Here is a 19,628-nt window from a genome sequence, read left to right as displayed (position 1 = left end):
GCTCTTGATCGATCAATACCTATTTCTCAAGACGATGGACGGAAGGCATCCGAATGGCTGACCAGCGGATATTGATCACCGGCGCGTCAGGCGGCGTGGGCACCCTGCTGCGCCCCCGGCTGGCGCGCCCCGGCCGGGTGCTGCGCCTGCTCGACATCGCCGAGCCGCCCGCGCTGCCCGGCGCCGGCGCGGAGGAGGTCGTCGCCGCCTCGGTCGACGACATCGACGCGCTGGCCGCCGCCTGCGAGGGCGTGTCGGCGATCCTGCACCTGGGCGGCCAGAGCCGGGAGGCGCCCGCCGAGGAGGTGCTGCGGCTCAACGCCTACGGCACCTACTGCCTGCTGGAGGCGGCCCGCCGCACCGGCGTCACCCGGGTGCTGCTCGCCTCGTCCAACCACGTCACCGGCTTCCACAGCCTCACCGAGCACCCCGGCGAGCTGCCCGGCGACGTCGAGGCCCGCCCCGACACCCTGTACGGCTGGAGCAAGGTCGCCGTCGAGGCCGCCGGCCGGCTCTACCACGACCGCTTCGGCCTGGACGTGGTGTGCCTGCGCATCGGCATGTGCGCCCCCGAGCCGCCCGGCCCGCGCGGCCTGGCCATGTGGCTGTCGCCGGACGACTGCGCCCGCCTCGTCGAGGCCGCCGTCGCCGCGCCGGCCCCGGGCTTCCGCCAGGTGTGGGGCATCAGCCGCAACACCCGGCGCTGGCTGTCGCTGGCCGAGGGCGAGGCCATCGGCTACTCGCCGCAGGACGACGCCGAGGAGTACGCGGAGAAGATCGTCGCCGAGTCCGGCGAGCCCGACTTCGCCACCGACCCGATCCTGACCCGCGTCGGCGGCGTCTGGTGCGACATCCCGCTGGGGGAGCGCTTCTGACCCGATCGCCGCACCGGCCGGCGCCTCCGGGATCGTGAACCGGAGGCCGCCGGCCGGACCGGCCGGCAGTCCTAGCGGATGCCCTCGCGGCGCAGCGTGGCGGCCAGGGCGTGGGTGCGCGCCGTCAGCGCGGCGGCGACCCGCTTGAGTTCGGCGCCCTTGGCGACCTCGGCGGGCATGGAGCAGGAGATGGCGTCGGTCGCCGGGATCCGGTAGCCGACCGTGGCGGCGACGCAGCTGACGCCCTCGGTGCCCTGCTCGCGCTCGAACGCCCAGCCGCGCTGGCGCACCGCGTCCAGCTCGCCCAGCAGGGCGGGCAGGTCCGTGATGGTGTTCGGCGTGTAGCCCTCCAGCGTGGCCGGCAGCAGGGACTTGACCTCGTCGGTGGTGAGGTCGGCCAGCAGCGCCTGGCCGAGCGCCGTCATGTGCGCGGGCAGCCGGCGGCCGACCCGGGAGACGACGTGGACGGTGTCGCGGGACTCCCGGCTGGCCAGGTAGAGCACGTGCGCGTCGTCGCGGCGGGCGTAGTGGATGGTGTAGCCGAGTTCGGCCCGCAGGTCCTCGAGGGCCTCGTAGGCGAACATCAGCGCCGGGTCGCGGTCCAGGTACGCGGTGCCGGACAGCAGCGCGTGCGGGCCGACGCCGAAGGCGGACCCGCTCTCGTCGGTCTCCACCCACTTCAGCTCGCGCAGGGTGCGCACGAGCGCGTGCAGGCTGGAGCGCGGGTAGCCCGTGCGCTCCTGCAGCTGCGACAGGGTCAGCCGGGTCGGCGACGCGGCGAGGGTCTCGAGGATCTTGACGGTGCGCTCGGCCGACTTGACCGGCGAGTTCTCCCCGGCGGCGGCAGCGGTCGCCGAGGTCACCGCCGGGGGCGCGGGGCGGGGCGTGGGGCGGCCGCCGGGGCGGCGGCGGGTCTCTGGCATGGGGTCCACCCTCGGCCTTGTCTATTTCCGGCTGTTGACCGCCATGCTACCGGACGCTAACTTGGCCGTGCTAGCCAAACACATTCACGGAGACCATCCACATACTTGGACAGGAGGCAGAAGCGTGACCGACCGTATCGCCCCCCGCGGCATCGGCGCTCTGCTCGCTCTCGCCCTGGTCGCAGGCGGCATGGCCGCCTGCGGGACGGACGAGCCCGGACAGGACGCGAAGGCGCCACTGCAGATCTGGATCCGCAAGCCCCCGGGCTCGCCGACCGAGCAGACCGCCAAGGACCTCGCCGCGAAGTTCACCGCAGCCAGTGGCGTGCCCACCCAGGTGACGGCCCTCTTCGAGGACTTCGAGACGAAGCTCCAGCAGGCCGCCGCCCAGAAGCAGCTCCCCGACATCGTCATCAACGACACCGCCCAGCTCGGCAGCCTCGTCAAGCAGGGGCTCGTGCGCGAGGTCGACCGGGCCGGCCTGGCCGGCAGCGGCGACCTCAGCCCGATCGCCTGGGACGCCGCCAAGGGCGCCGACGGCAAGCACTACGCCGTCCCGTTCTCCGCCCAGTCGTTCGCGCTGTTCATCCGCTCCGACTGGCGCGAGAAGGTCGGCGCCGAGGCCCCCACCTCGTGGGAGGAGCTCGACAAGCTCGCCGTCCAGTTCACGAAGGAGGACCCGGACGGCAACGGCAAGGCCGACACCTACGGCTACGTCATCCCCGGTTCCACCAAGCGCGGCTACACGTCCTGGTACGCCACCAGCTTCCTGTGGTCGGCCGGCGGCGACTTCCTCACCGGTGAGCCGGGCAAGTTCACCACCGCGGTGAACAGCCCGCAGGCCGTCGAGGCCGTCGACCACCTCAAGGGCCAGTTCTGCACCGACAAGACGGTCGTCCCCGGCGCGATCACCATGGAGACCACCCAGGCCCACCAGGTGTTCGAGTCCGGCAAGGGCGGCATCTACTTCACCGGCCCGTACAACATGGCCCGGTTCGACAAGGCGCTCGGCAAGGAGAAGTACGAGGTCGTCGCGCTCCCGGCCGGGCCGGGCGGCAAGGCGTCGTCGCTCGCCGAGGGCGAGAACGTGTACCTGATGGCCGGCTCCAAGAACGAGGACGGCCAGAAGAAGTTCGCCGAGTACGCGGTGTCCACCGAGGGCCAGACCGTCGGCATGGCCGGTGACACCGCCGGCAACATCGTGCGGCTGCCGGTCAACTCCACGGTGCAGCTCGCGAACGTCCGCCAGGACGCCCGCTGGCAGGTGTTCGACGAGATCTACAAGACGGCCGGCCGCTACACCCCCGCCGTCCCGGACTGGACGCCGTTCCGGCAGAGCTCGGCCGACGCCATGAACGCGATCTTCGCCGACTGCGCCTCCGACACGAAGGCCACGCTGGACAAGCTCGCCGAGACGTTCACCGCCGAGCTGACCAAGCAAGAGGTCAAGGGGTGACCACCACCCGCGTGGCGCCGGCGCGTTCCGGGGCTCCGGCCCCGGGCGCGCCGGCGCGCCCCTCCCCGCGGAGCAAGCGGCGCGTCGCCTGGACGCGCCGGCTGCTGCCCTGGCTGTTCCTGCTGCCCGCGCTGATCCTGTTCGCCGTCTTCAAGTTCGTGCCGATGGCCCGCGCCATCGAGATGAGCTTCCACGAGGTGCGCCCGTACCTGGGCGACCGGTGGGTCGGCGGGGAGAACTACTCCCAGGTGGTCACCGACGAGGCCTTCCGCGACGCCATCTGGCACACGATCGTCCTCGCGGTCGGCCAGACCGGCGGCTCGCTCGCCATCGGACTGCTGCTCGCGCTGCTGCTCGAGGGCGCGGCGCGGCACCTGTGGTTCGTCCGCACCGCCGTCTTCCTGCCCACGGTCGCCGCGATGGCGGTCGTCGCGGAGGTCTGGCGGGTGATCTACTACCCGGCTCCCGACGGCATGCTCAACAACGTGCTGAGCTGGTTCGGCATGGGACCGTCGCAATTCCTCAACGCCGAGGACACGTCGCTGTGGTCGGTCATGGCCGTCGGCATCTGGCGCGGCGCCCCGTACGACATGATGATCTTCATCGCCGGCCTGGCCGGCGTCGACCGCACCCTGTACGAGGCGGCCGCGGCGGACGGCGCCGGACCGATGCGGCGGTTCTGGCACGTCACGATGCCGGCGCTGCGCCCGGTGTTCGCGATCCTGTTCACCCTCGCCGCCATCCGCGGGCTGCGCGTCTTCACCGAGATCTTCCTGCTCACCAACGGCGGGCCCAACGGCTCCACCGAGGTGCTCATGACCCTCATCTACAAGCTCGGCCTGGAACGCAACGAGCTCGGCGTCGCCGCGGCCGGATCGATGGTCCTGCTGGGCGCGACCGTCGTGCTGACGCTCGCCGTGCAGGCGTTCCGCCGGAAGGACTCCCGATGAAGACCCGCCCGCCGGCGCGCGCGGACCGGTTCGACTCCGCGCTGGGCTTCACCGCCCAGCGCGGGCCGGTCGCCCGCCTCATCCAGATCGTCCTGTACGTCGTGCTCGTCGCCGTGTTCGCCGGACCGCTCGTCGCGCTCATGGTGGGCGCGTTCAGCCCCGTCGCCGACCCGAGCCGGCTCACCCTGTGGCCCGAGACGCTGACGCTGGACAACTTCACCGCCGCGTTCGACCGGGGCGTGCTGCGCTACCTGGCGAACTCGTTCATCGTGGTCGGCCTGGGCCTGCTGCTGCAGATCCTGGTCAGCGTGTCCGCCGCGTACGCCCTCGCGCGGCACAGGTTCCCGGGCATGCGCCTGGTGCTGCTGCTGATCCTGTCCACGATGATGCTGCCCGAGGAGATCCTGGCGATCCCGCTGTCGCTGGTGCTCGCCGACGTGCCGATCGTGCACGTCAACCTCATCGGCACCCTCGCCGGCATGATCATCCCGGTCGCCGCCTGGGCGTTCTCCATCCTGGTCATGACCGAGTTCATGAAGGAGATCCCGCTGGAGCTGGAGGAGGCCGCCCGCATCGACGGGGCCGGCGACCTGCGGATCCTGTGGACCATCGTGCTGCCGCTGTGCCGGCCCGCGCTCGGCGTCGTCGGCATCTTCGGCTTCACGATGATCTGGGACCAGTACATGCTCCCGCTGCTGGTGGCCCAGGACGCCGGCCAGTTCACCCTGCCGCTCGCGCTGCGCACCCTGCGCACCGACGAGCAGGCCGGCCTCGGCGTGCTGCTCGCCGCGTCGCTGCTCGCCCTGCTGCCGTCGGTCATCGCGTTCCTCGCCCTGCAGCGGCAGTTCATGAAGGGCCTCACCGCCGGCGCCGTCAAGGGCTGACGCCCGACCTGTTGAGAAGACAAGGACTCCCATGCTTCTGCACGGCCTGCTCTCCTTCCCGCTCACGCCGTTCACCCCCGACGACGAGGTCGACACCGGCGTGCTGGCGGACCACGTCGCGCAACAGATCGCGGCGGGCCCGGCCGGGCTCTTCGTGGCCTGCGGCACCGGCGAGTACACCGCGCTCAACCTCGACGAGTACCGCCGCGTCGTGCGCACCGCCGTCCGCGAGTCGAACGGCCGGCTGCCCGTCGTCGCCGGGGCTGGCGGCGGGCCGCAGCAGGCCCGCGAGTTCGCCCGCGCCGCCGCCGAGTGCGGCGCGGACGGGCTGCTGCTGCTCCCGCCGTACCTGGTGACCTCCACGCCCGCCGGCCTCATCCGGCACGTCGCGTACGTCGCCGGGGCGACCGGGCTGCCGCTGGTCGTCTACCAGCGCGCCAACGCGGTGCTCGACCCGGCGTCCGCCCTCGCCCTGCTCGACATCCCCACCGTGGCCGGCATCAAGGACGGCCGCGGCGACGTCGACGCGATGACCCGCCTGGTCACCACCGTGCGCGGCAGCGGCCACCCGCGCGCCGAGGGGTTCGGCTTCCTCAACGGGCTGCCCACCGCCGAGGTGTCCGCGACGGCGTACCGGGCCATCGGGGTGCCGAGCTACTCGTCGGCGGCGCTGTGCTTCGTGCCCGACCTCGCCACCGCCTTCCACCGCGCCCACGTCGCCGGCGACGAGCTGGTCACCCGCACCCTGCTCGCCGAGTTCTACCTGCCGCTGGTGGCGCTGCGCGACAAGGTCGCCGGGTACGCGGTCGCCCTGCCCAAGGCCGGCGCGATCCTGGCCGGGCTGCCGATGGGCTCGGTGCGCCCGCCGCTGGTCGACGCGGCACCCGAGCACGTCGAGCAGCTCGCGGCCCTCATCGAGGCCGGGCGGGCGGCGCTGCGCCGGGTCACCACCCCGCTGGTCGCGTCCGAGGTCGCCGCGTGACGGCCGCCCTCGGCGTCGCGCGCGTCACCGTCACGCCGATCGCGTTCCCCGACCCGCCGCTGCTCAACTCGGCGGGCATCCACCAGCCGTGGGCGCTGCGGGCGGTCGTGCAGGTGCACGCCGCCGACGGGTCGGTCGGCCTCGGCGAGACGTACGGCGACGCGCCGCACCTGGAGCTGCTCGGCCGGGCCGCCGCCGCGCTGCGCGGCCTCGACGTGTTCGACCTCAACGGGCTGCGCGAGCGCGTCGCCGCGGCCGTCGGCGTCGTGGACGCCCCCGACCGGCACGGGCTCACCGGCCCGTCCAGCGCCGCCAAGACCCTGGCCCGGGTGGTGTCGCCGTTCGAGGTGGCGCTGCTCGACCTGCAGGGCCACGCCACCGGGCGGCCGGTGGTGGACCTGCTCGGCGGGCGGGTGCGCGACCGGGTGCCGTTCAGCGGCTACCTGTTCTACAAGTGGGCCGCGCACCCCGGCGCCGAGCCGGACGCCTACGGCGAGGCCCTCGACCCCGCCGGGATCGTCGACCAGGCCCGGCGGATGGTGCAGCGGTACGGCTTCCGGTCGCTCAAGCTCAAGGGCGGCGTCTTCGCCCCCGACGAGGAGATCGCCGCCGTCCGGGCGCTGCGCGCGGCGTTCCCGGAGCACCCGCTGCGGCTCGACCCCAACTGCGCGTGGACGGTCGAGACGTCCATCCGGGTGGCCGCCGAGACCGACGGGCTGCTGGAGTACCTGGAGGACCCGACGCCCGGGCTGGCCGGCATGGCGGAGGTCGCCGCGAAGGCGCCGATGCCGCTGGCCACCAACATGTGCGTCGTCGAGTTCGGCGACCTGCCCGAGGCGGTGGCCCGCGACTCGGTGCAGGTGGTGCTGTCCGACCACCACTACTGGGGCGGGCTCACCGAGTCGGCGCGGCTCGCCACCATCTGCCGCACCTGGGGCCTCGGGCTGTCCATGCACTCCAACAGCCACCTCGGCATCAGCCTGGCCGCCATGGTGCACCTCGGCGCGGCCACCCCCAACCTCACCTACGACGTCGACACGCACACGCCGTGGCAGCTCGGCGCCGACGTGCTCGCCGACCCGCTCGCCTTCGACGGCGGCGCGGTGGCCGTGCCGGACGCCCCCGGCCTCGGCGTCACGCTCGACCCGGACGCGCTCGCCCGGATGCACGCCGACTACCTCGCGTGCGGCATCCGCGAGCGCGACGACACCGGCTACCTGCGCCGGTTCCAGCCCGGCTACGAGAAGAAGAGGCCCCGATGGTGACGGCGAGCGGGCACGCGTACCCGTGGGACGTGCTCGGCGACCCGGAGTTCCCCGGCCGGGTGCGCCGGGCCGGGCTGGGCACGGTGACGCTGGCGGCGACGTACCACAGCACGCGCGCCGCCACCCCCCTGCACCCGCACCGGCAGGTCGTCGACGCCCGGTACGCCGCCCTGTACCGCCCGGTGCGCCCGGAGGCGTGGGACGGCCACCTGCTCACCCCCGCCGCCCCCGACTGGCTGGCCGAGCCCGACCCGTTCGGCGCCGCCGCCGGGCTGCTGCGCGCGGCCGGCCTGAAGGTCACCGCGTGGATCGTGCTGACCCACAGCACCCGGCTCGGCCTGGCGCACCCGCGGGTGGCCGTCGTGAACTGCTTCGGCGAGTCCTACCCGTACGCGCTGTGCCCCGCCCACCCCGAGGTGCGCCGGTACGCGGCGACGCTGGCGGCGGAGGCGCTGCGCGGCGCCCCCGTCGACGCGGTGTCGCTGGAGGCGTGCGGGCAGCTCGGCGTCGACCACCTCGGCCACCACGAGAAGACCGCCGGGGCGTGGACCGCCGAGGCCCGCCGGCTGCTGTCGGTGTGCTGCTGCGCGGCGTGCCGGGCGGCGTGGCGGGCGGCCGGCGCCGACGACGAGGCGCTCGTCGCCGCCCTGCGCCGGGGCGCGCGGACGGCCGGCGCGCCGCCGTTCGACGACGCGGTGCTGCTGGCGGTGCGCCAGGCGCACACCGACGCCCTGCGCGCCGAGGTGCTCGCCGCGGTGCGGGCCGCCGCCCCCGGCGTCCCCGTCACCCTGCACGCCAGCCCCGACCCGTGGGCCACCGGCCCGTCGCCCGGGCTCACCCCGTCCGCCGCCGACGACGTCGACGCGCTGCTCGTGCCGGCCTGGCCGACCGGCCCGGAGACCGCCGAGCTGGTCGCCGCGGCCGCCAAGCACGGCCGGCCCGTCGACGCGTACGTGACGGTGCTGTCCGACGCCGACGGCGAGACCCTCGTCGCGCACGCCCGGCGGCTGCGCGACGCCGGCGCGTCCCGGCTCAGCCTCTACCACCTCGGCCTGGCCCCGGCCTGGCGGCAGGTGCTGTTCGGCGACGTGCTCGACGCCGTCCGATGACGCTGCTGCCCGGGCTCGTCTCGGTCACCCTGCGGCACCTGCACGCCGACCGGGTGGTGGCGCTGGCGGAGATGGCGGGCCTCGCCGCGATCGAGTGGGGCGGCGACGTGCACGTCCCGCACGGCGACCTGGCCGCCGCCGCCCGGGTCGCCGGGCTGACGTACCGCGCCGGCCTGGCCGTGTCCGCGTACGGCTCGTACTACCGCCTCGGCCACCCCGGCGAGCTGGACGCCGCCGCCGTCGTCGCCAGCGCCGCCCGCCTCGGCGCCCCGGCCATCCGCGTCTGGGCGGGCCGCCGCGGCAGCGCCGACGCCGACCCCGGCTACCGCGCCGCCGTCCGCGACGACGCCCTGCGGGTGGCCGCGATGGCCGCCGACGCCGGCATCGGCCTGGTCCTGGAGTACCACCGCCAGACCCTCACCGACACCCGCGCCGCCACCGCCGAGCTGCTGGCCGAGCTGCGCGGCGCGGGCGTGCGCAGCCTGTGGCAGCCGCAGCCCGAACGGTCGCTGGCCGAGAACGCCGGCGACCTCACCGCCCTGCTGCCCGACCTGGCCAACCTGCACGTCTTCGCCTGGCTGCCCGACCGGCGGAGGCTGCCCCTGAGCGCCCACCGCGAACAGTGGTCGGCGTGGCTGCCCATCGCCGCGTCGGCCCCCGGCGACCGCTACGCCAGCCTGGAGTTCGCCGCCGGCGACGACCCGGTGCAGGTCCTCACGGATGCGGTCACGCTGCGCGCGCTGCTGGGCTAGCGTCGATCAGGTGGCACCGGCCGACCTCCTCCCGGCGATTCCGCCGGCCGTGGCGACGGCCGCCTGGGCCCTGATCGCGGCCCGGCGCCGGCCCGCGCCCGCACCCACCCGGTCCACCGCCGCCCGGACCGCCCGCGCCGCCGCCCTCGGCGCCGCCCTGGCCACGGCCCTCGCCGCCGGGCTCGTCGCGGCGTACTGGCACGAGGTGCGCACGAACGACGCCCCCGGCGCCAAACCCGAGGCGGGCGCCCTGGTTCTCGCCGCCGCCGCCCACCTCGTCGTCGTGCCCGCGGTGTCCTGGGCCGGGCTGCGGCTGCTGGGGGTGCGCCCGGCCTGGCTCGTCACGCTCGGCGCGTGGGGGCTGCTGGGGTGCGCGCTGCTGGCCGTCGCCTGGGCCGGGTCCGGGCTGGCGACCCAGGTCTGGGTGTACGCGGCCGCGGGCCTGGCGTCCTACGCGGCGGCGGCCGCCGCGACGCGCCCCGCTCAGAAGTAGTCGAAGTAGCGGTCCCACCACGTCCCGGCCGAACCACCGAAGACGCGAGGGTCGCAGCTGCCGTCGTAGCGCTCCCAGAGCGGGTCCTCCGGGATCAGGGTGTAGCCGAGGTCGGCCAGCGCGGCCTCGACGCGCCGCGCGTCGCCGGGGTGCAGCAGAGCGGCGGCCTCGGCGTCGGTCCAGACCCCGGGGTTGTCGACCGAGAGGACGGCGAGCCCGCCGAAGTTGCTCACGCTGATGACGAGCTGCCTGCCGGTGGCGGCAACGGACGCGGGGACCTCGATGCGGCCGTGCAGGCTCGCGTCCTGCACGTCGCGGTCCACCCGGCACCGGCCGCCGAGGTCGGCGTCGAGCCGCTGGGCCAGCCGGCCGAAGGCGTGCCGGGCCCGGCGGTGGTGGTGGCTCGCCGGGAACTCGAGGTTGTCCGGGTCGTCCAGGGCGTGCAGGAGACGCCGCACCTCGGCGGGGGTGGGAGGCATCGGGTCATTGTGCCGGGCGTCGGGGGTGCGGTGCGGCCCCCGCGCGCCGGATGCGTGCGGGGGCCTCGGGGCCGTGGCGGGTCAGCTTCTGGGGAAGTTGTCCGCCGGGTTCTTGATGTGGTCGCGGACCCAGACGCCCGCCGGCTTGAGGCGGGACGTGCCGGCGAACGGGCCGCCCGGGCAGGTGCCCGGGGTGAAGACGGCGCCGGTGCGGCCGTCGTCGGAGTAGTTCCAGTTGGTCCAGCTGATCTTCTTCTGGGCCATCAGGTCGAGGTACTGCTGGGAGCGGGCGAAGTTGTTCGCGCCGTCGCCGGAGGCGGTCTGGGTGCCGAACTCGGTGACGAAGACCGGGATGCGGTCGGCGGCGGTGGACAGGGCGTTGAGGTAGTTCGTGCCGTGCGAGCCGGCGTAGAAGTGGAACGTGTACATGATGTTCGACGCGTTCACCTGGTTGTTGATCACGTCGTTCGGGCTGCCGCCGTCGGAGATGCCGAGCGAGCCCCAGCCGTGGGTGCCGAGCAGGATGACCGAGTCGGGGTCGATCGCGCGGATCGTCGGGATGATCGCCTCGTGGTACTGCTTGATGCGCGGCCACGGGGTGCCGTTGGGCTCGTTGGCCACGTCGTACAGGATGTTCGGCTTGTTGCCGTGGCGCTGGGCGATCTCGGTGAAGAACGTGCGGGCGCGGGCCAGGTTGGCGTTCGGGTCGCCCGGGGTGAGCTGGTGCCAGTCCACGACGACGTACATGCCGCGGGCGCTGACCTGCTCGATCAGGGTGTGCATGCGGTCGGTGAACAGCCGCGGGTTGGTCTCGTAGCCACCCTCCTGGATGTACATCGACAGGCGCAGGTGGTCGGCGCCCCAGTCCTTGGCGAGGGCGTCGATCGAGGCGTTGTTGACGCACTGCGGGTACCACTGCAGGCCGTGGGTGCTCATGCCGCGCAGCTGGATGGGCTTGCCGTACTGGTTGCACAGCTTGAGGCCGCAGACGCGCAGCTGGCCGTTGATGCCGACCGGGGTGCCGTTCGTGGGCGGCGGGGCGGCCGTCGTGGTGGGGGCGGGCGGGGGAGTGGTGCCGCCGTCGACGACGGTGAGCCGGTCGAGGTTGGGGCCGCCGGTGGCGGTGGTGGCCGTAGCCTGGACGGTGTTGGCGCCGGCCCGCAGGGTGGCCGTGACGGTGGCCTCCTGCCAGGTGGACCAGGCGCCGGTGCCGGCGAACGCGAGGGCGGCGTTCACGACGGTGCCGTTGACGGTGATGCGCATCGGGCGGTTGGCCGCGGTGCCGTTGGCGAAGCGGAACCGCAGGGTGGCGGTGCCGGCGGCGGCCTGGGTGGACCACTGCACGCCGCTGCCGGCGGCGTTGTCGCCGTTGACGAAGCCGCTGCCGGAGAAACCGGCGTGGTTGGACTCCACGACGCCGCCCGTGATGGTGGCCGTCTCGGCCTCGTACACGGTGGTGGCGGCCTCGGCTCCGGTGACGAAGACGAGGCCGGCGGCGACCAGGCCGGCGGCGGCCAGCCCCGCGACCTGGGTGCGGACTCTGGGTTTCTTCATGCGCGCTTCCTTGTCGCTGAGGAAGGGGGGAGGGGTGCGCTTCCAAGATTGTTAGGACTATTGCCTAACTGAAGCAGGTCGATATTAGGAAGGCCGGGAGCGCCAGGTCAAGGACTTAATGAAGACATGAAAAAAAGCGGCGCAGCGGCTCTGTGGAAGCCGCTGCGCCGCCGTCCGCGGCCGTCGTCAGCTGACGACGGGGCCGGTCAGGGGTAGTTCACCAGGGTGGCGACGTTGCTGGCGGAGTTCGCCGTCGGCCCGGTGTTGTTGATGACCCGCGCGATCGTGCCGGTGCCGCCGAGCGACACCGTCACCATGTTGTGGAAGCGCACGTTCGGGTTGTTCGGCACCTCGAACGCCCGGTCGGCCACGACGCTCGGGTTGGCGCTGAAGAACGCGTAGCTGCCCAGGCCCCAGGCCTCGTGCGAGGTCACGCTGTCGGCGACCTTGTACGCGGCGTAGCCCCGGGTGGAGCCGTTCATCCAGGCTGCCTGGTTCGGCGGGTCGTACGGCAGCTCGTTCTGGTAGAAGTACGTCCGGCCGCCGTTGCCGTTCCAGGTGGTCTGGTACTTCTGGTAGTGCTCGACGAACAGGCCATACATGGTGACGTTGTCGCCGTTGACCACCAGCCCGCGGTCGGCCGTGTTGAGGTTCCAGCCGATGCCGTGCGAGTGGTCGCCGCGCCAGATCCACAGGTGGTCGCCGATCACGTTGTCGCTGTTGATCCGCAGGCTCTCCGTGGCCCGGCCGACGGCGGCGCCGCCGATCCGGAAGTACACGTCGTGCAGCGAGGTCGGGTTGGCGGCGTGGTTCGCCGAGGAGCCGGTCGGGCCGACCTCCATCAGCAGCGGCGAGTTGACCTGCCCGGCGTCGATGAGCAGGCCGGCGATCTTCACGCCGGGCACGTCGGCGACGCTGACGGCGGTGATGCCGTTCTCCGGCATGAACGTCGCCAGGCCGAGGCCCAGCACGACCGTGTTCGGCCGGGTGATCCGCAGCGTCTCGTTGAGCCGGTAGATGCCCGGCGTGACGAGCAGGTCCTTGCCCTGGGCCAGGGCGGCGTTGATGCTGGCCGCGGTGGCGCCGGCCTTGACGACGTGGAACTGGCCGATCGGCAGCGACTGGCCCTGCGGCGCCTGGTTGCGCCAGGTGGTGCCGGCCGCGTTGCTGCGCAGCGCCGGGACGAACACGTTGTAGCCGCCGCGGGCGTCGACGTACAGGAACGGCTTCTCCCGGATCACCGGGGCCTGCGCGACCCGGGTGTACGGCGGGTTCGGGAAGGTGCCGGCGGGCGCGTTGAGGGCGCCGACGAACACCATGTTCCAGTTGGAGCCGGTCCAGCTGCCCCAGTCGGTGTTGCGCGACAGCCACTGCTGCTGGCTGCCGGAGCGCACCTGGCCGTCGACGCGGGTGTCGGCCATGAAGCCGCCGCTGGACCAGCCGCCGTCGTCGAGCTGCAGGTTGCCGCGCACGTGCATGCGCCGGTACGACGACGCCTGCGACACGGCCCACCGGTCGGTGCCGCCGGTCGGGTTGACCGACAGGCCCTCGGCCGCGCGCCAGAAGTTGTGCGTGGCGTTGCCCTGGAACCAGTCGGCCTCGACGTGCACGGAGCCGTTGATGGTCACGTCGTCCGGCGACAGGCCCAGGCCGGCGACCTGGGTGTAGTAGCCGACGTTCGCGTTGACGTTGTAGGTGCCCGGCTTGAACAGCACGGCGTACCGCTGGCTGCCGAACTGGTTGCTCTCCATCTGCGTGAAGATGGTGTTCAGCCGGTTCTGGATGGTGGCCTGCGGCGTCGACGGGTCGTAGACGAAGACGTTCGGCCCGAGGTCGGGGTTCTGGGGTGTGCCGGGCTCGCTGGGGGGCGGGCTGGTCGGCGGGGTGCCGCCGGTGGGCAGCGTCCAGCGCTGGTTCGCGCCCGTCGTGCAGTCCCAGAGCTGCAGCGGGGTGCCGTCGGCGCTGCTCACGCCGGTGGCGTCCAGGCACTTGCCCGAACCGGTGTTGCGAAGTCGGCCATTGTCGGCTGTCCATTTCTGCGCGTTGGTGCCGTTGCAGTCGTACAGCTGAACACGGGCGCCGTTGGCGGTCGACGCCGAGGCCACGTCGAGGCACTTGCCGAGCGCGCGGACGCTGTCGTCGGCGTTGCCGACGGTCCAGGTCTGGGCGCCGGTGCCGTTGCAGGTCCAGAGCTGCACGGCGGTGCCGTTGGCGCTGTTCGCGCCGGCCACGTCGGCGCACTTGGCGGCGTGGCCGACGATGGCGCCGGTGGTGGCGGCGTGGGCGCCGGTCATGCCGGCGACGGCGAATCCGGCGCCGAGCACGCCGGTCGCGAGGACGGCCAGGACGGGCCTGCGCCAGCGGCGGCGGGCGGGAGGCGAGGGGGGAGTGTCAGGCACGGAAACCCTCCAAGGCCGCTGGGGGCAGCGGCGGGGGTAGGGGGCGATAGACGGGCGCCCATTATCAACTCGCCCCGGAACCGGCTGCAAGGCGTAAATTAACGTCCTTAACTAAAACCGTGGTTCCGGAACCTCAGGGGGCGGGAGAGCGCTTTCACGGCGCCAGGCCTTACCCTGAGCGTCGGCCCGGGGCAGGAGAGCGATGGAAGCGAAGAAGACGACCGTCCGTGACATCAGGCGACGCAACCGCTCGATCCTGCTGTCGAGACTGTTCTTCGAGGGGCCGCTGAGCCGGCTCGAGCTCAGCGGCATGACCGGGCTGAGCGCGGCGACCGCCAGCAACGTCACCGCCGAGCTCATCGACGAGCGGCTGGTCGTCGAGGCCGGTCAGGTCGAGTCCGACGGCGGCCGGCCGCGGGTGCTGCTGCGCGTGGACCCCGACTACGGCTACGTGGTCGGCGTCGAGCTGGCCGAGACGGGCATCCGGGCGGAACTGTTCGACCTGTCGATGACCCGCCGGGCCACCGTCGAGGAGCCGATGCCGCCCGCGCCGTTCGACCCGGGAGCGGTCGCCGACCACATCGCCAAGGCGCTCGCCGCCATCGTGCCGGCCGCCGGGGTGGCCCCGGCGAAGGTGCTCGCCGCCGGCATCGGCGTGCCCGGCACGGTCGACCACGAGTCGTCCGCCGTCGTGCACGCCCCGACGGTCGGCTGGGACGCGGTCCGCCTCGAGCAGCTGCTGCGCGACCGCGGCGTCGAGCTGCCGCTGTACGTGGAGAACGGCGCCAAGACCCAGGGCCAGGCCGAGATGTGGTTCGGCTCCGGCCGCGGCGCCCGGCACGCGGTGATCGTGCTCGTCGGCTCGGGCGTCGGCGCCGCCCTGGTCAACAACGGCGCGATCCTGCGCGGCATCAGCAGCAGCGCCGGCGAGTGGGGCCACACCACCTGCGTGTACGGGGGCCGGCCGTGCCGGTGCGGCGCGCGTGGCTGCCTGGAGGCCTACGTCGGTGCGGACGCCATCCTCGACCGGTTCGCGGAGCTGGGCACGGGCCTGACCCTGGACGGCGACGCGGACGCGCGGATCCGGGCGATCGTCGCGGCCGCGGCGGACGACCCGGCGGTGGCGGCGTTCGTCGACGAGGTGGCCGGCATGCTCGGCGACGGCATCGCCAACCTCGTCAACCTGCTGAACCCGGAGCGGGTGGTGCTCGGCGGCTTCACCGGCCTGGCGCTGGGCGAGCGGCTGCTGCCGCGCATTCGGGCGGCGGCGCAGGCGGGCGCCCTGCCGCACCCGTTCGGCCAGGCGACGATCGAGCTGGCGAAACTCGGCCCGGACGCGATCGCCTTCGGCGCGGCCACGCTGCCCGTCGCGGACCTCCTGGCCCGCGGCGCGGACCCGCGCGAGTCCGCCGCCGCGTTCACATATGTGGACGCGTGACAGGTAGGGGTTTCGCATCTGTGTCTTGAGCATTACGTTGTCTGCGATGGACGCCCCCGCCGGTGGCGCGCGCCCCCGGCCCATCGCGACATGGAGATGCACATGCGCACACTGCGTGCCGGCAGCGCCGTCGTTGCCGGCCTTGCCCTGTTCCTGACCGCCGGGGCCGCCGCGCCCCCCGCTTCCGCCGCCGCCACCGGCACCGCCTCGGTCGTGGTCGACTTCACGAAGGCGGGCGGCCCGCTGCCGGCCGACCTCGTCGGCCTGTCGTTCGAGATGCGCGAGCTCGGCATCGGCAACCTGGACGCCCGCAAGGGCAACATGGTGCAGCTGTTCAAGACCCTCGGGCCGAGCAACGTCCGGATCGCGGGCAACACCCTCGACCGCGACGGCATCTGGCTGCCCGAGGGCCGGGCCATGCCCCAGCCGCACCCGGAGTGGCTCCAGCACGTCGTGACCCGCTCCGACATCGAGCGCCTCGACGACTTCCTCGACGCCACCGACTGGAAGACCGAGATCGGCATCAACCTCGGCCGGTGGGACGCCGCCGCGGCCGCCGACCAGGCGAAGGTCATGACCAGGGTGCTCGGCAAGCGGCTGGTCGCCGCCGAGTGCGGCAACGAGCCCGACCAGTGGGTCGGCAAGGGCTTCCGGCCGGCCGGGTTCTCCTACGCCGACTACCTCAAGGACTTCCAGGCGTGCGCCGCCGCGGTCGGCCCGGCGATCCCGCTCGCCGGGCCGGACGCCGCCGCGCCGAACTCGGTGTGGGCCGCCAACCTCGCCAGGGACGCGAACGACCGGCTGAGCCAGGTCATGCTGCACCAGTACGCGATGGACCCGACCGGCACGATGGAGCGGCTGCTGTCGCGCGACACCTACGACAAGCAACTGCGCACGATCACGCCGAACCTCGACGCCGCCAAGGCGCTGGGCATCCCGCTGCGCCTCGACGAGACCAACTCGGCGTGGGGCGGCGGCATCGACGGCGTCAGCAACAAGCACGGCTCGGCACTGTGGGCGCTGGACTACAGCCTCCAGCTCGGGCAGGCCGGCGTTGCGGGGCTCAACTTCCACGGCGGGCTCGGCGTGTGCGACCAGCCGATCTGGAACGGCAAGTGGCAGATCTACACCCCGATCTGCGCCGCCAGCAAGGCGGGCGAGCTCGCCCAGATCTACAAGGTCATGCCGATCTACTACGGCCTGTGGATGGCGCGCCAGCTCGGTTCGGGCCACTTCCTGCCGGTCACGCTGACCACCGACCGCAACGTCACGGCGTACGCGGTCAAGGGCAGGGACGGCCGGCTGCGCCTCGCGGTCATCTCCAAGGAGGACCCGTCCGCCGGGCCGGTGGCCGTGAGCGTCTCGGTCGGCGGCCGCAACCGTGCGGCGCAGGTGATCCGGATGACCGGCAGCAGCCTGGCCGGTGTGGACACCGCGGTGCAGGGCGCCACGGTCGACCACCTGGGGCGGCTGAAGCCCGGCCCGGCCGACCGGGTGCCGGTGCGCAGCGGGGCGCTGACCGTCGAGCTGGCCGCCGGCTCGGCCGCGGTCGTCACGCTGGACCGGTGAGGTTGCGGAACCTCGCACCTTCGTTGAATGCTTGAAATAACCGTGCCACCATTGCATTGACCTGCATCAATGCAATGGTGGCACGGAGGAAACCGATGTTCGGACGATGGAAGTCCCGGGCCGCGCGGCGGCTCGGACTGGTGACCGCGCTGGCCGCGGCGGCGGGCCTGGTGGCGGTGAGCCCGAACGCCGGATGGACCCAGGCCGGCCCGGCGCCGCGCGCGGCGGCCCCCGCCTTCAAGGTGCTCGCCTTCTACAACGGGACCTGGGACGCGGCGCACATCAACTTCGTGCGCGAGGCCAACCGGTGGTTCCCGCAGGCCGCGGCCGCCAACGGCTTCCAGTGGGAGTCGACCACCGACTGGAGCCGGCTCAACGCCGGCAACCTGGCCCAGTACAGGGTGGTCATGTTCCTCGACGACGCGCCGCCGGCCGCCCAGCGCCCCGCGTTCGAGCAGTACATGCGCTCCGGCGGCGCCTGGCTGGGCTTCCACGTCACCGCGTTCACCACGAACCCGTCGGCCTGGAGCTGGTACCACAACACGTTCCTCGGCACCGGCGCGTTCCGCTCCAACACCTGGGGGCCGACCCGGGTCACGATGCGGGTCGAGAACGCCGCGCACCCCAGCGTGCGCCGCCTGCCCGCCACCTTCACCTCGGCGGTGAGCGAGTGGTACTCGTGGTCCAACGACCTGCGGGCCAACCCCGACATCCGCGTCCTCGGCTCGATCGACCCGTCGAGCTTCCCCGTCGGCACCGACCCCAACCAGACCTGGCGCAGCGGCTACTACCCGATCATGTGGACGAACACGAAGTACCGGATGCTGTACGCCAACTTCGGCCACAACGCGATGAACTACTCCACCAACCAGGGCCTGTCGTCGACGTTCGACTCCGAGGTGCAGAACCGCTTCCTCATCGACGGCCTGCTGTGGCTCGGCGGCGGCGGTGCGGAGCCACCATCGGCGTGGAGTTCGGTCGTCAACAGGGGCAGCGGCAAGTGCCTGGACCTGCGCGGCGGCGCGGCGGCCGACGGCACCGCCGTGCAGCAGTCCGCCTGCACCGGCGGCGCGGCCCAGCAGTTCCGGCTGACCGCCACCTCCGGCGGGTACTCCCGGGTGGACGCCCGCCTCGACCCCGCCCGGGTGCTCGACGTCGCGAACGTGTCGGCCGCCGACAACGCCCGGGTGCAGCTCTGGTCGTACGGCGGCGGCGCCAACCAGCAGTGGCGGGCCGAACCGCTCGGCGACGGCCACCACCGCCTCGTCAACCGGCACAGCGGCAGGTGCCTCGACGTGCCCGCGGCGTCCACCGCCGACGGCGTCCAGCTCGTGCAGTACGCCTGCAACGGCTCCGCCGCCCAGGCGTTCCGGCTCGTCCCCGCCGCCTGATCCCGCACGCACGACGCCCCGCCCCCGCAGCCGCGGGAGCGGGGCGTCGGCCCCTGCCGGGGGTCAGGAGGCGCGGGCCAGCAGTGCGCCCGCGCGGACCGCGTCACCGGCCAGCAGCGCCACGTCGGCGTCGGCCAGCAGGGCGGGGGAGTCCGGGCCCGAGGACTGCGCCACGTCGCGCAGCACCGACACCAGCTCGGCCGCGTAGCCGGCGCCGCCGCGCTTCGCCTTCGCCAGGTGGGCGAGGGCGTCGTTCAGGCCGGCCACCACGACCGCGGGTCGCCGCACCGCGCCGGCCCGGGTCCAGTTGCGGGCCGCGAGCACCGCGGTCGCGTCCGCCACCGCGGCCCGCACGTGCCGGTCGCCGCCCACCAGGGCCGCGCGCGTGGCGGCCGTGAGCCGGTCCCGGGCGCTGTCGGTGCGCAGGCCCCAGCCGAACGGGTACGCCGGGTCGTAGACCGCGTCGCCCGCGTTGATCGGCTGCTGCTCCGGCGTGCGCGGCCAGGTCACCGGCAGCTGCCCGGTGAACGGGCGCCGCCCGAACAGGGTGTCCGCCACGCCCGCGCCCTCCGTGCCGGGCAGCCACGCCGCCACCAGGCCCTCGATGCCCGCCGCGTCGCCGACGACCTGGGGGCGGCCGGCGACCACCACGACGATGCACCGCATGGCGCCGCAGACCTTGTCGACCACGGCCTGGTCGCCGGGCTGCAGGGCCATCGACTTCGGCTCGCGCGGCACGCCCGCGTCCGCGTACGGCGGGGCGCCCACGTCGCCGAAGCCCTCCGCGTACGGGGTCTCGCCGACCACGACCACGCCGACCTCGCTGCCGTCGGCCGGCGCCGACGCGTCCGCGCTGTACGTGACCTGCGCCTGCGGGGCGACCTCGCGGATGCCCTCCAGGATGGTGGTGCCGGGCTGGATCGGGCCGGAGATGCCCTGCCACGTCCACGTCCAGCCGCCCGACTGGTTGCCGATGTCGTTCGCGCTGCGGCCGGCCACGTATACCTTGGCGGTCCTCTTCAGCGGCAGCACGCCGCCGTCGTTGCGCAGCAGCACCTGCGACTGCGCGACGGCCCGGCGGGCCACCCGGCGGTGCGCCGCCGAGCCGA

17 protein-coding genes are annotated in these 19,628 nt (G+C 73.5%); 12 read left to right on the top strand and 5 right to left on the bottom strand.

Annotated features, from left to right (window positions below; translation table 11 throughout):
• The first annotated feature begins 53 nt into the window (after nucleotides 1–53).
• Nucleotides 54–875 carry an NAD-dependent epimerase/dehydratase family protein gene (locus Sya03_RS24280; RefSeq protein WP_203940715.1) on the top strand — a complete coding sequence of 274 codons (822 nt, stop codon included), beginning with the start codon at nucleotides 54–56 and terminating at the stop codon, nucleotides 873–875.
• Nucleotides 876–946: 71 nt separating this feature from the next.
• Here the strand turns inward: Sya03_RS24280 and Sya03_RS24275 are convergent, their stop codons facing one another.
• Complete coding sequence (locus Sya03_RS24275) at nucleotides 947–1,798, bottom strand: IclR family transcriptional regulator (RefSeq protein WP_203940714.1); 852 nt, start codon at nucleotides 1,796–1,798, stop codon at nucleotides 947–949.
• A 124-nt stretch (nucleotides 1,799–1,922) separates the two neighbouring features.
• On the opposite strand from Sya03_RS24275, the gene Sya03_RS24270 reads away from it, so the two are divergent.
• Genes Sya03_RS24270 through Sya03_RS24235 form a run of 8 tightly spaced genes read left to right on the top strand, consistent with a single transcriptional unit; the run spans nucleotide 1,923 to nucleotide 9,689 of the window.
• Nucleotides 1,923–3,254, top strand: a complete 1,332-nt coding sequence (locus Sya03_RS24270) for a sugar ABC transporter substrate-binding protein (RefSeq protein ID WP_239107802.1) — start codon at nucleotides 1,923–1,925, stop codon at nucleotides 3,252–3,254.
• Nucleotides 3,251–4,204: a carbohydrate ABC transporter permease gene (locus tag Sya03_RS24265; RefSeq protein WP_239107801.1), complete on the top strand. Its 954-nt coding sequence runs from the start codon at nucleotides 3,251–3,253 to the stop codon at nucleotides 4,202–4,204. The genes Sya03_RS24270 and Sya03_RS24265 overlap by 4 nt, the downstream gene beginning before the upstream one ends.
• Nucleotides 4,201–5,088 (top strand): carbohydrate ABC transporter permease, encoded by an 888-nt coding sequence (locus tag Sya03_RS24260; RefSeq protein WP_203940713.1) that lies wholly within the window; start codon nucleotides 4,201–4,203, stop codon nucleotides 5,086–5,088. The genes Sya03_RS24265 and Sya03_RS24260 overlap by 4 nt, the downstream gene beginning before the upstream one ends.
• Nucleotides 5,089–5,119: 31 nt before the next feature.
• Nucleotides 5,120–6,070, top strand: a complete 951-nt coding sequence (locus tag Sya03_RS24255; protein WP_203940712.1) for a 5-dehydro-4-deoxyglucarate dehydratase — start codon at nucleotides 5,120–5,122, stop codon at nucleotides 6,068–6,070.
• Nucleotides 6,067–7,335, top strand: a complete 1,269-nt coding sequence (locus Sya03_RS24250) for a glucarate dehydratase family protein (RefSeq protein ID WP_203940711.1) — start codon at nucleotides 6,067–6,069, stop codon at nucleotides 7,333–7,335. Before Sya03_RS24255 ends, Sya03_RS24250 begins: the two co-directional genes overlap by 4 nt.
• Nucleotides 7,329–8,444 carry a hypothetical protein gene (locus tag Sya03_RS24245; protein ID WP_203940710.1) on the top strand — a complete coding sequence of 372 codons (1,116 nt, stop codon included), beginning with the start codon at nucleotides 7,329–7,331 and terminating at the stop codon, nucleotides 8,442–8,444. Before Sya03_RS24250 ends, Sya03_RS24245 begins: the two co-directional genes overlap by 7 nt.
• Nucleotides 8,441–9,196, top strand: coding sequence for a sugar phosphate isomerase/epimerase family protein (locus Sya03_RS24240; RefSeq protein ID WP_203940709.1), 756 nt, complete (start codon nucleotides 8,441–8,443; stop codon nucleotides 9,194–9,196). The genes Sya03_RS24245 and Sya03_RS24240 overlap by 4 nt, the downstream gene beginning before the upstream one ends.
• Before the next feature lie 10 nt (nucleotides 9,197–9,206).
• Nucleotides 9,207–9,689 carry a hypothetical protein gene (locus Sya03_RS24235; RefSeq protein WP_203940708.1) on the top strand — a complete coding sequence of 161 codons (483 nt, stop codon included), beginning with the start codon at nucleotides 9,207–9,209 and terminating at the stop codon, nucleotides 9,687–9,689.
• On the opposite strand, the gene Sya03_RS24230 is transcribed toward Sya03_RS24235, so the two are convergent.
• The 3 genes from Sya03_RS24230 to Sya03_RS24220 form a co-directional block, all read right to left on the bottom strand.
• Complete coding sequence (locus Sya03_RS24230; RefSeq protein WP_203940707.1) at nucleotides 9,680–10,168, bottom strand: hypothetical protein; 489 nt, start codon at nucleotides 10,166–10,168, stop codon at nucleotides 9,680–9,682. The genes Sya03_RS24235 and Sya03_RS24230 overlap by 10 nt on opposite strands.
• A gap of 81 nt (nucleotides 10,169–10,249) precedes the next feature.
• Entirely contained in the window at nucleotides 10,250–11,722 is a 1,473-nt protein-coding gene (locus Sya03_RS24225) for a cellulase family glycosylhydrolase (RefSeq protein WP_203940706.1), read from the bottom strand.
• A gap of 206 nt (nucleotides 11,723–11,928) precedes the next feature.
• Nucleotides 11,929–14,121, bottom strand: coding sequence for a pectate lyase-like domain-containing protein (locus Sya03_RS24220; RefSeq protein WP_306892182.1), 2,193 nt, complete (start codon nucleotides 14,119–14,121; stop codon nucleotides 11,929–11,931).
• 202 nt (nucleotides 14,122–14,323) lie between these two features.
• On the opposite strand from Sya03_RS24220, the gene Sya03_RS24215 reads away from it, so the two are divergent.
• The 3 genes from Sya03_RS24215 (at nucleotide 14,324) to Sya03_RS24205 (ending at nucleotide 18,519) form a co-directional block, all read left to right on the top strand.
• Nucleotides 14,324–15,559 carry an ROK family protein gene (locus tag Sya03_RS24215; protein WP_203940705.1) on the top strand — a complete coding sequence of 412 codons (1,236 nt, stop codon included), beginning with the start codon at nucleotides 14,324–14,326 and terminating at the stop codon, nucleotides 15,557–15,559.
• 102 nt (nucleotides 15,560–15,661) lie between these two features.
• Nucleotides 15,662–17,128 carry a glycosyl hydrolase family 79 C-terminal domain-containing protein gene (locus Sya03_RS24210; RefSeq protein ID WP_203940704.1) on the top strand — a complete coding sequence of 489 codons (1,467 nt, stop codon included), beginning with the start codon at nucleotides 15,662–15,664 and terminating at the stop codon, nucleotides 17,126–17,128.
• 95 nt (nucleotides 17,129–17,223) lie between these two features.
• The gene (locus Sya03_RS24205; protein ID WP_203940703.1) at nucleotides 17,224–18,519 is read left to right on the top strand and encodes an RICIN domain-containing protein; all 1,296 of its coding nucleotides are present in this window, start codon (nucleotides 17,224–17,226) and stop codon (nucleotides 18,517–18,519) included.
• 63 nt (nucleotides 18,520–18,582) lie between these two features.
• Here the strand turns inward: Sya03_RS24205 and Sya03_RS24200 are convergent.
• A partial coding sequence (locus tag Sya03_RS24200; protein WP_203940702.1) for a glycoside hydrolase family 3 protein occupies nucleotides 18,583–19,628 on the bottom strand: 1,046 nt, incomplete at its 5' end.

Source organism: Spirilliplanes yamanashiensis, from assembly GCF_016863475.1.
GTDB lineage: Bacteria > Actinomycetota > Actinomycetes > Mycobacteriales > Micromonosporaceae > Spirilliplanes > Spirilliplanes yamanashiensis.
The sequence above is the reverse complement of the archived record's forward strand: the minus strand, read 5'-3'. Positions and strand labels throughout refer to the sequence as shown.

Coding starts and splice junctions, on each gene's coding strand:
- Sya03_RS24215 (WP_203940705.1), top strand. CDS start 14,324: ATGGAAGCGAAGAAGACGACCGTCCGTGACATCAGGCGACGCAACCGC.
- Sya03_RS24260 (WP_203940713.1), top strand. CDS start 4,201: ATGAAGACCCGCCCGCCGGCGCGCGCGGACCGGTTCGACTCCGCGCTG.
- Sya03_RS24205 (WP_203940703.1), top strand. CDS start 17,224: ATGTTCGGACGATGGAAGTCCCGGGCCGCGCGGCGGCTCGGACTGGTG.
- Sya03_RS24210 (WP_203940704.1), top strand. CDS start 15,662: ATGCGCACACTGCGTGCCGGCAGCGCCGTCGTTGCCGGCCTTGCCCTG.
- Sya03_RS24245 (WP_203940710.1), top strand. CDS start 7,329: ATGGTGACGGCGAGCGGGCACGCGTACCCGTGGGACGTGCTCGGCGAC.
- Sya03_RS24275 (WP_203940714.1), bottom strand. CDS start 1,798: ATGCCAGAGACCCGCCGCCGCCCCGGCGGCCGCCCCACGCCCCGCCCC.
- Sya03_RS24280 (WP_203940715.1), top strand. CDS start 54: ATGGCTGACCAGCGGATATTGATCACCGGCGCGTCAGGCGGCGTGGGC.
- Sya03_RS24240 (WP_203940709.1), top strand. CDS start 8,441: ATGACGCTGCTGCCCGGGCTCGTCTCGGTCACCCTGCGGCACCTGCAC.
- Sya03_RS24230 (WP_203940707.1), bottom strand. CDS start 10,168: ATGCCTCCCACCCCCGCCGAGGTGCGGCGTCTCCTGCACGCCCTGGAC.
- Sya03_RS24255 (WP_203940712.1), top strand. CDS start 5,120: ATGCTTCTGCACGGCCTGCTCTCCTTCCCGCTCACGCCGTTCACCCCC.
- Sya03_RS24225 (WP_203940706.1), bottom strand. CDS start 11,722: ATGAAGAAACCCAGAGTCCGCACCCAGGTCGCGGGGCTGGCCGCCGCC.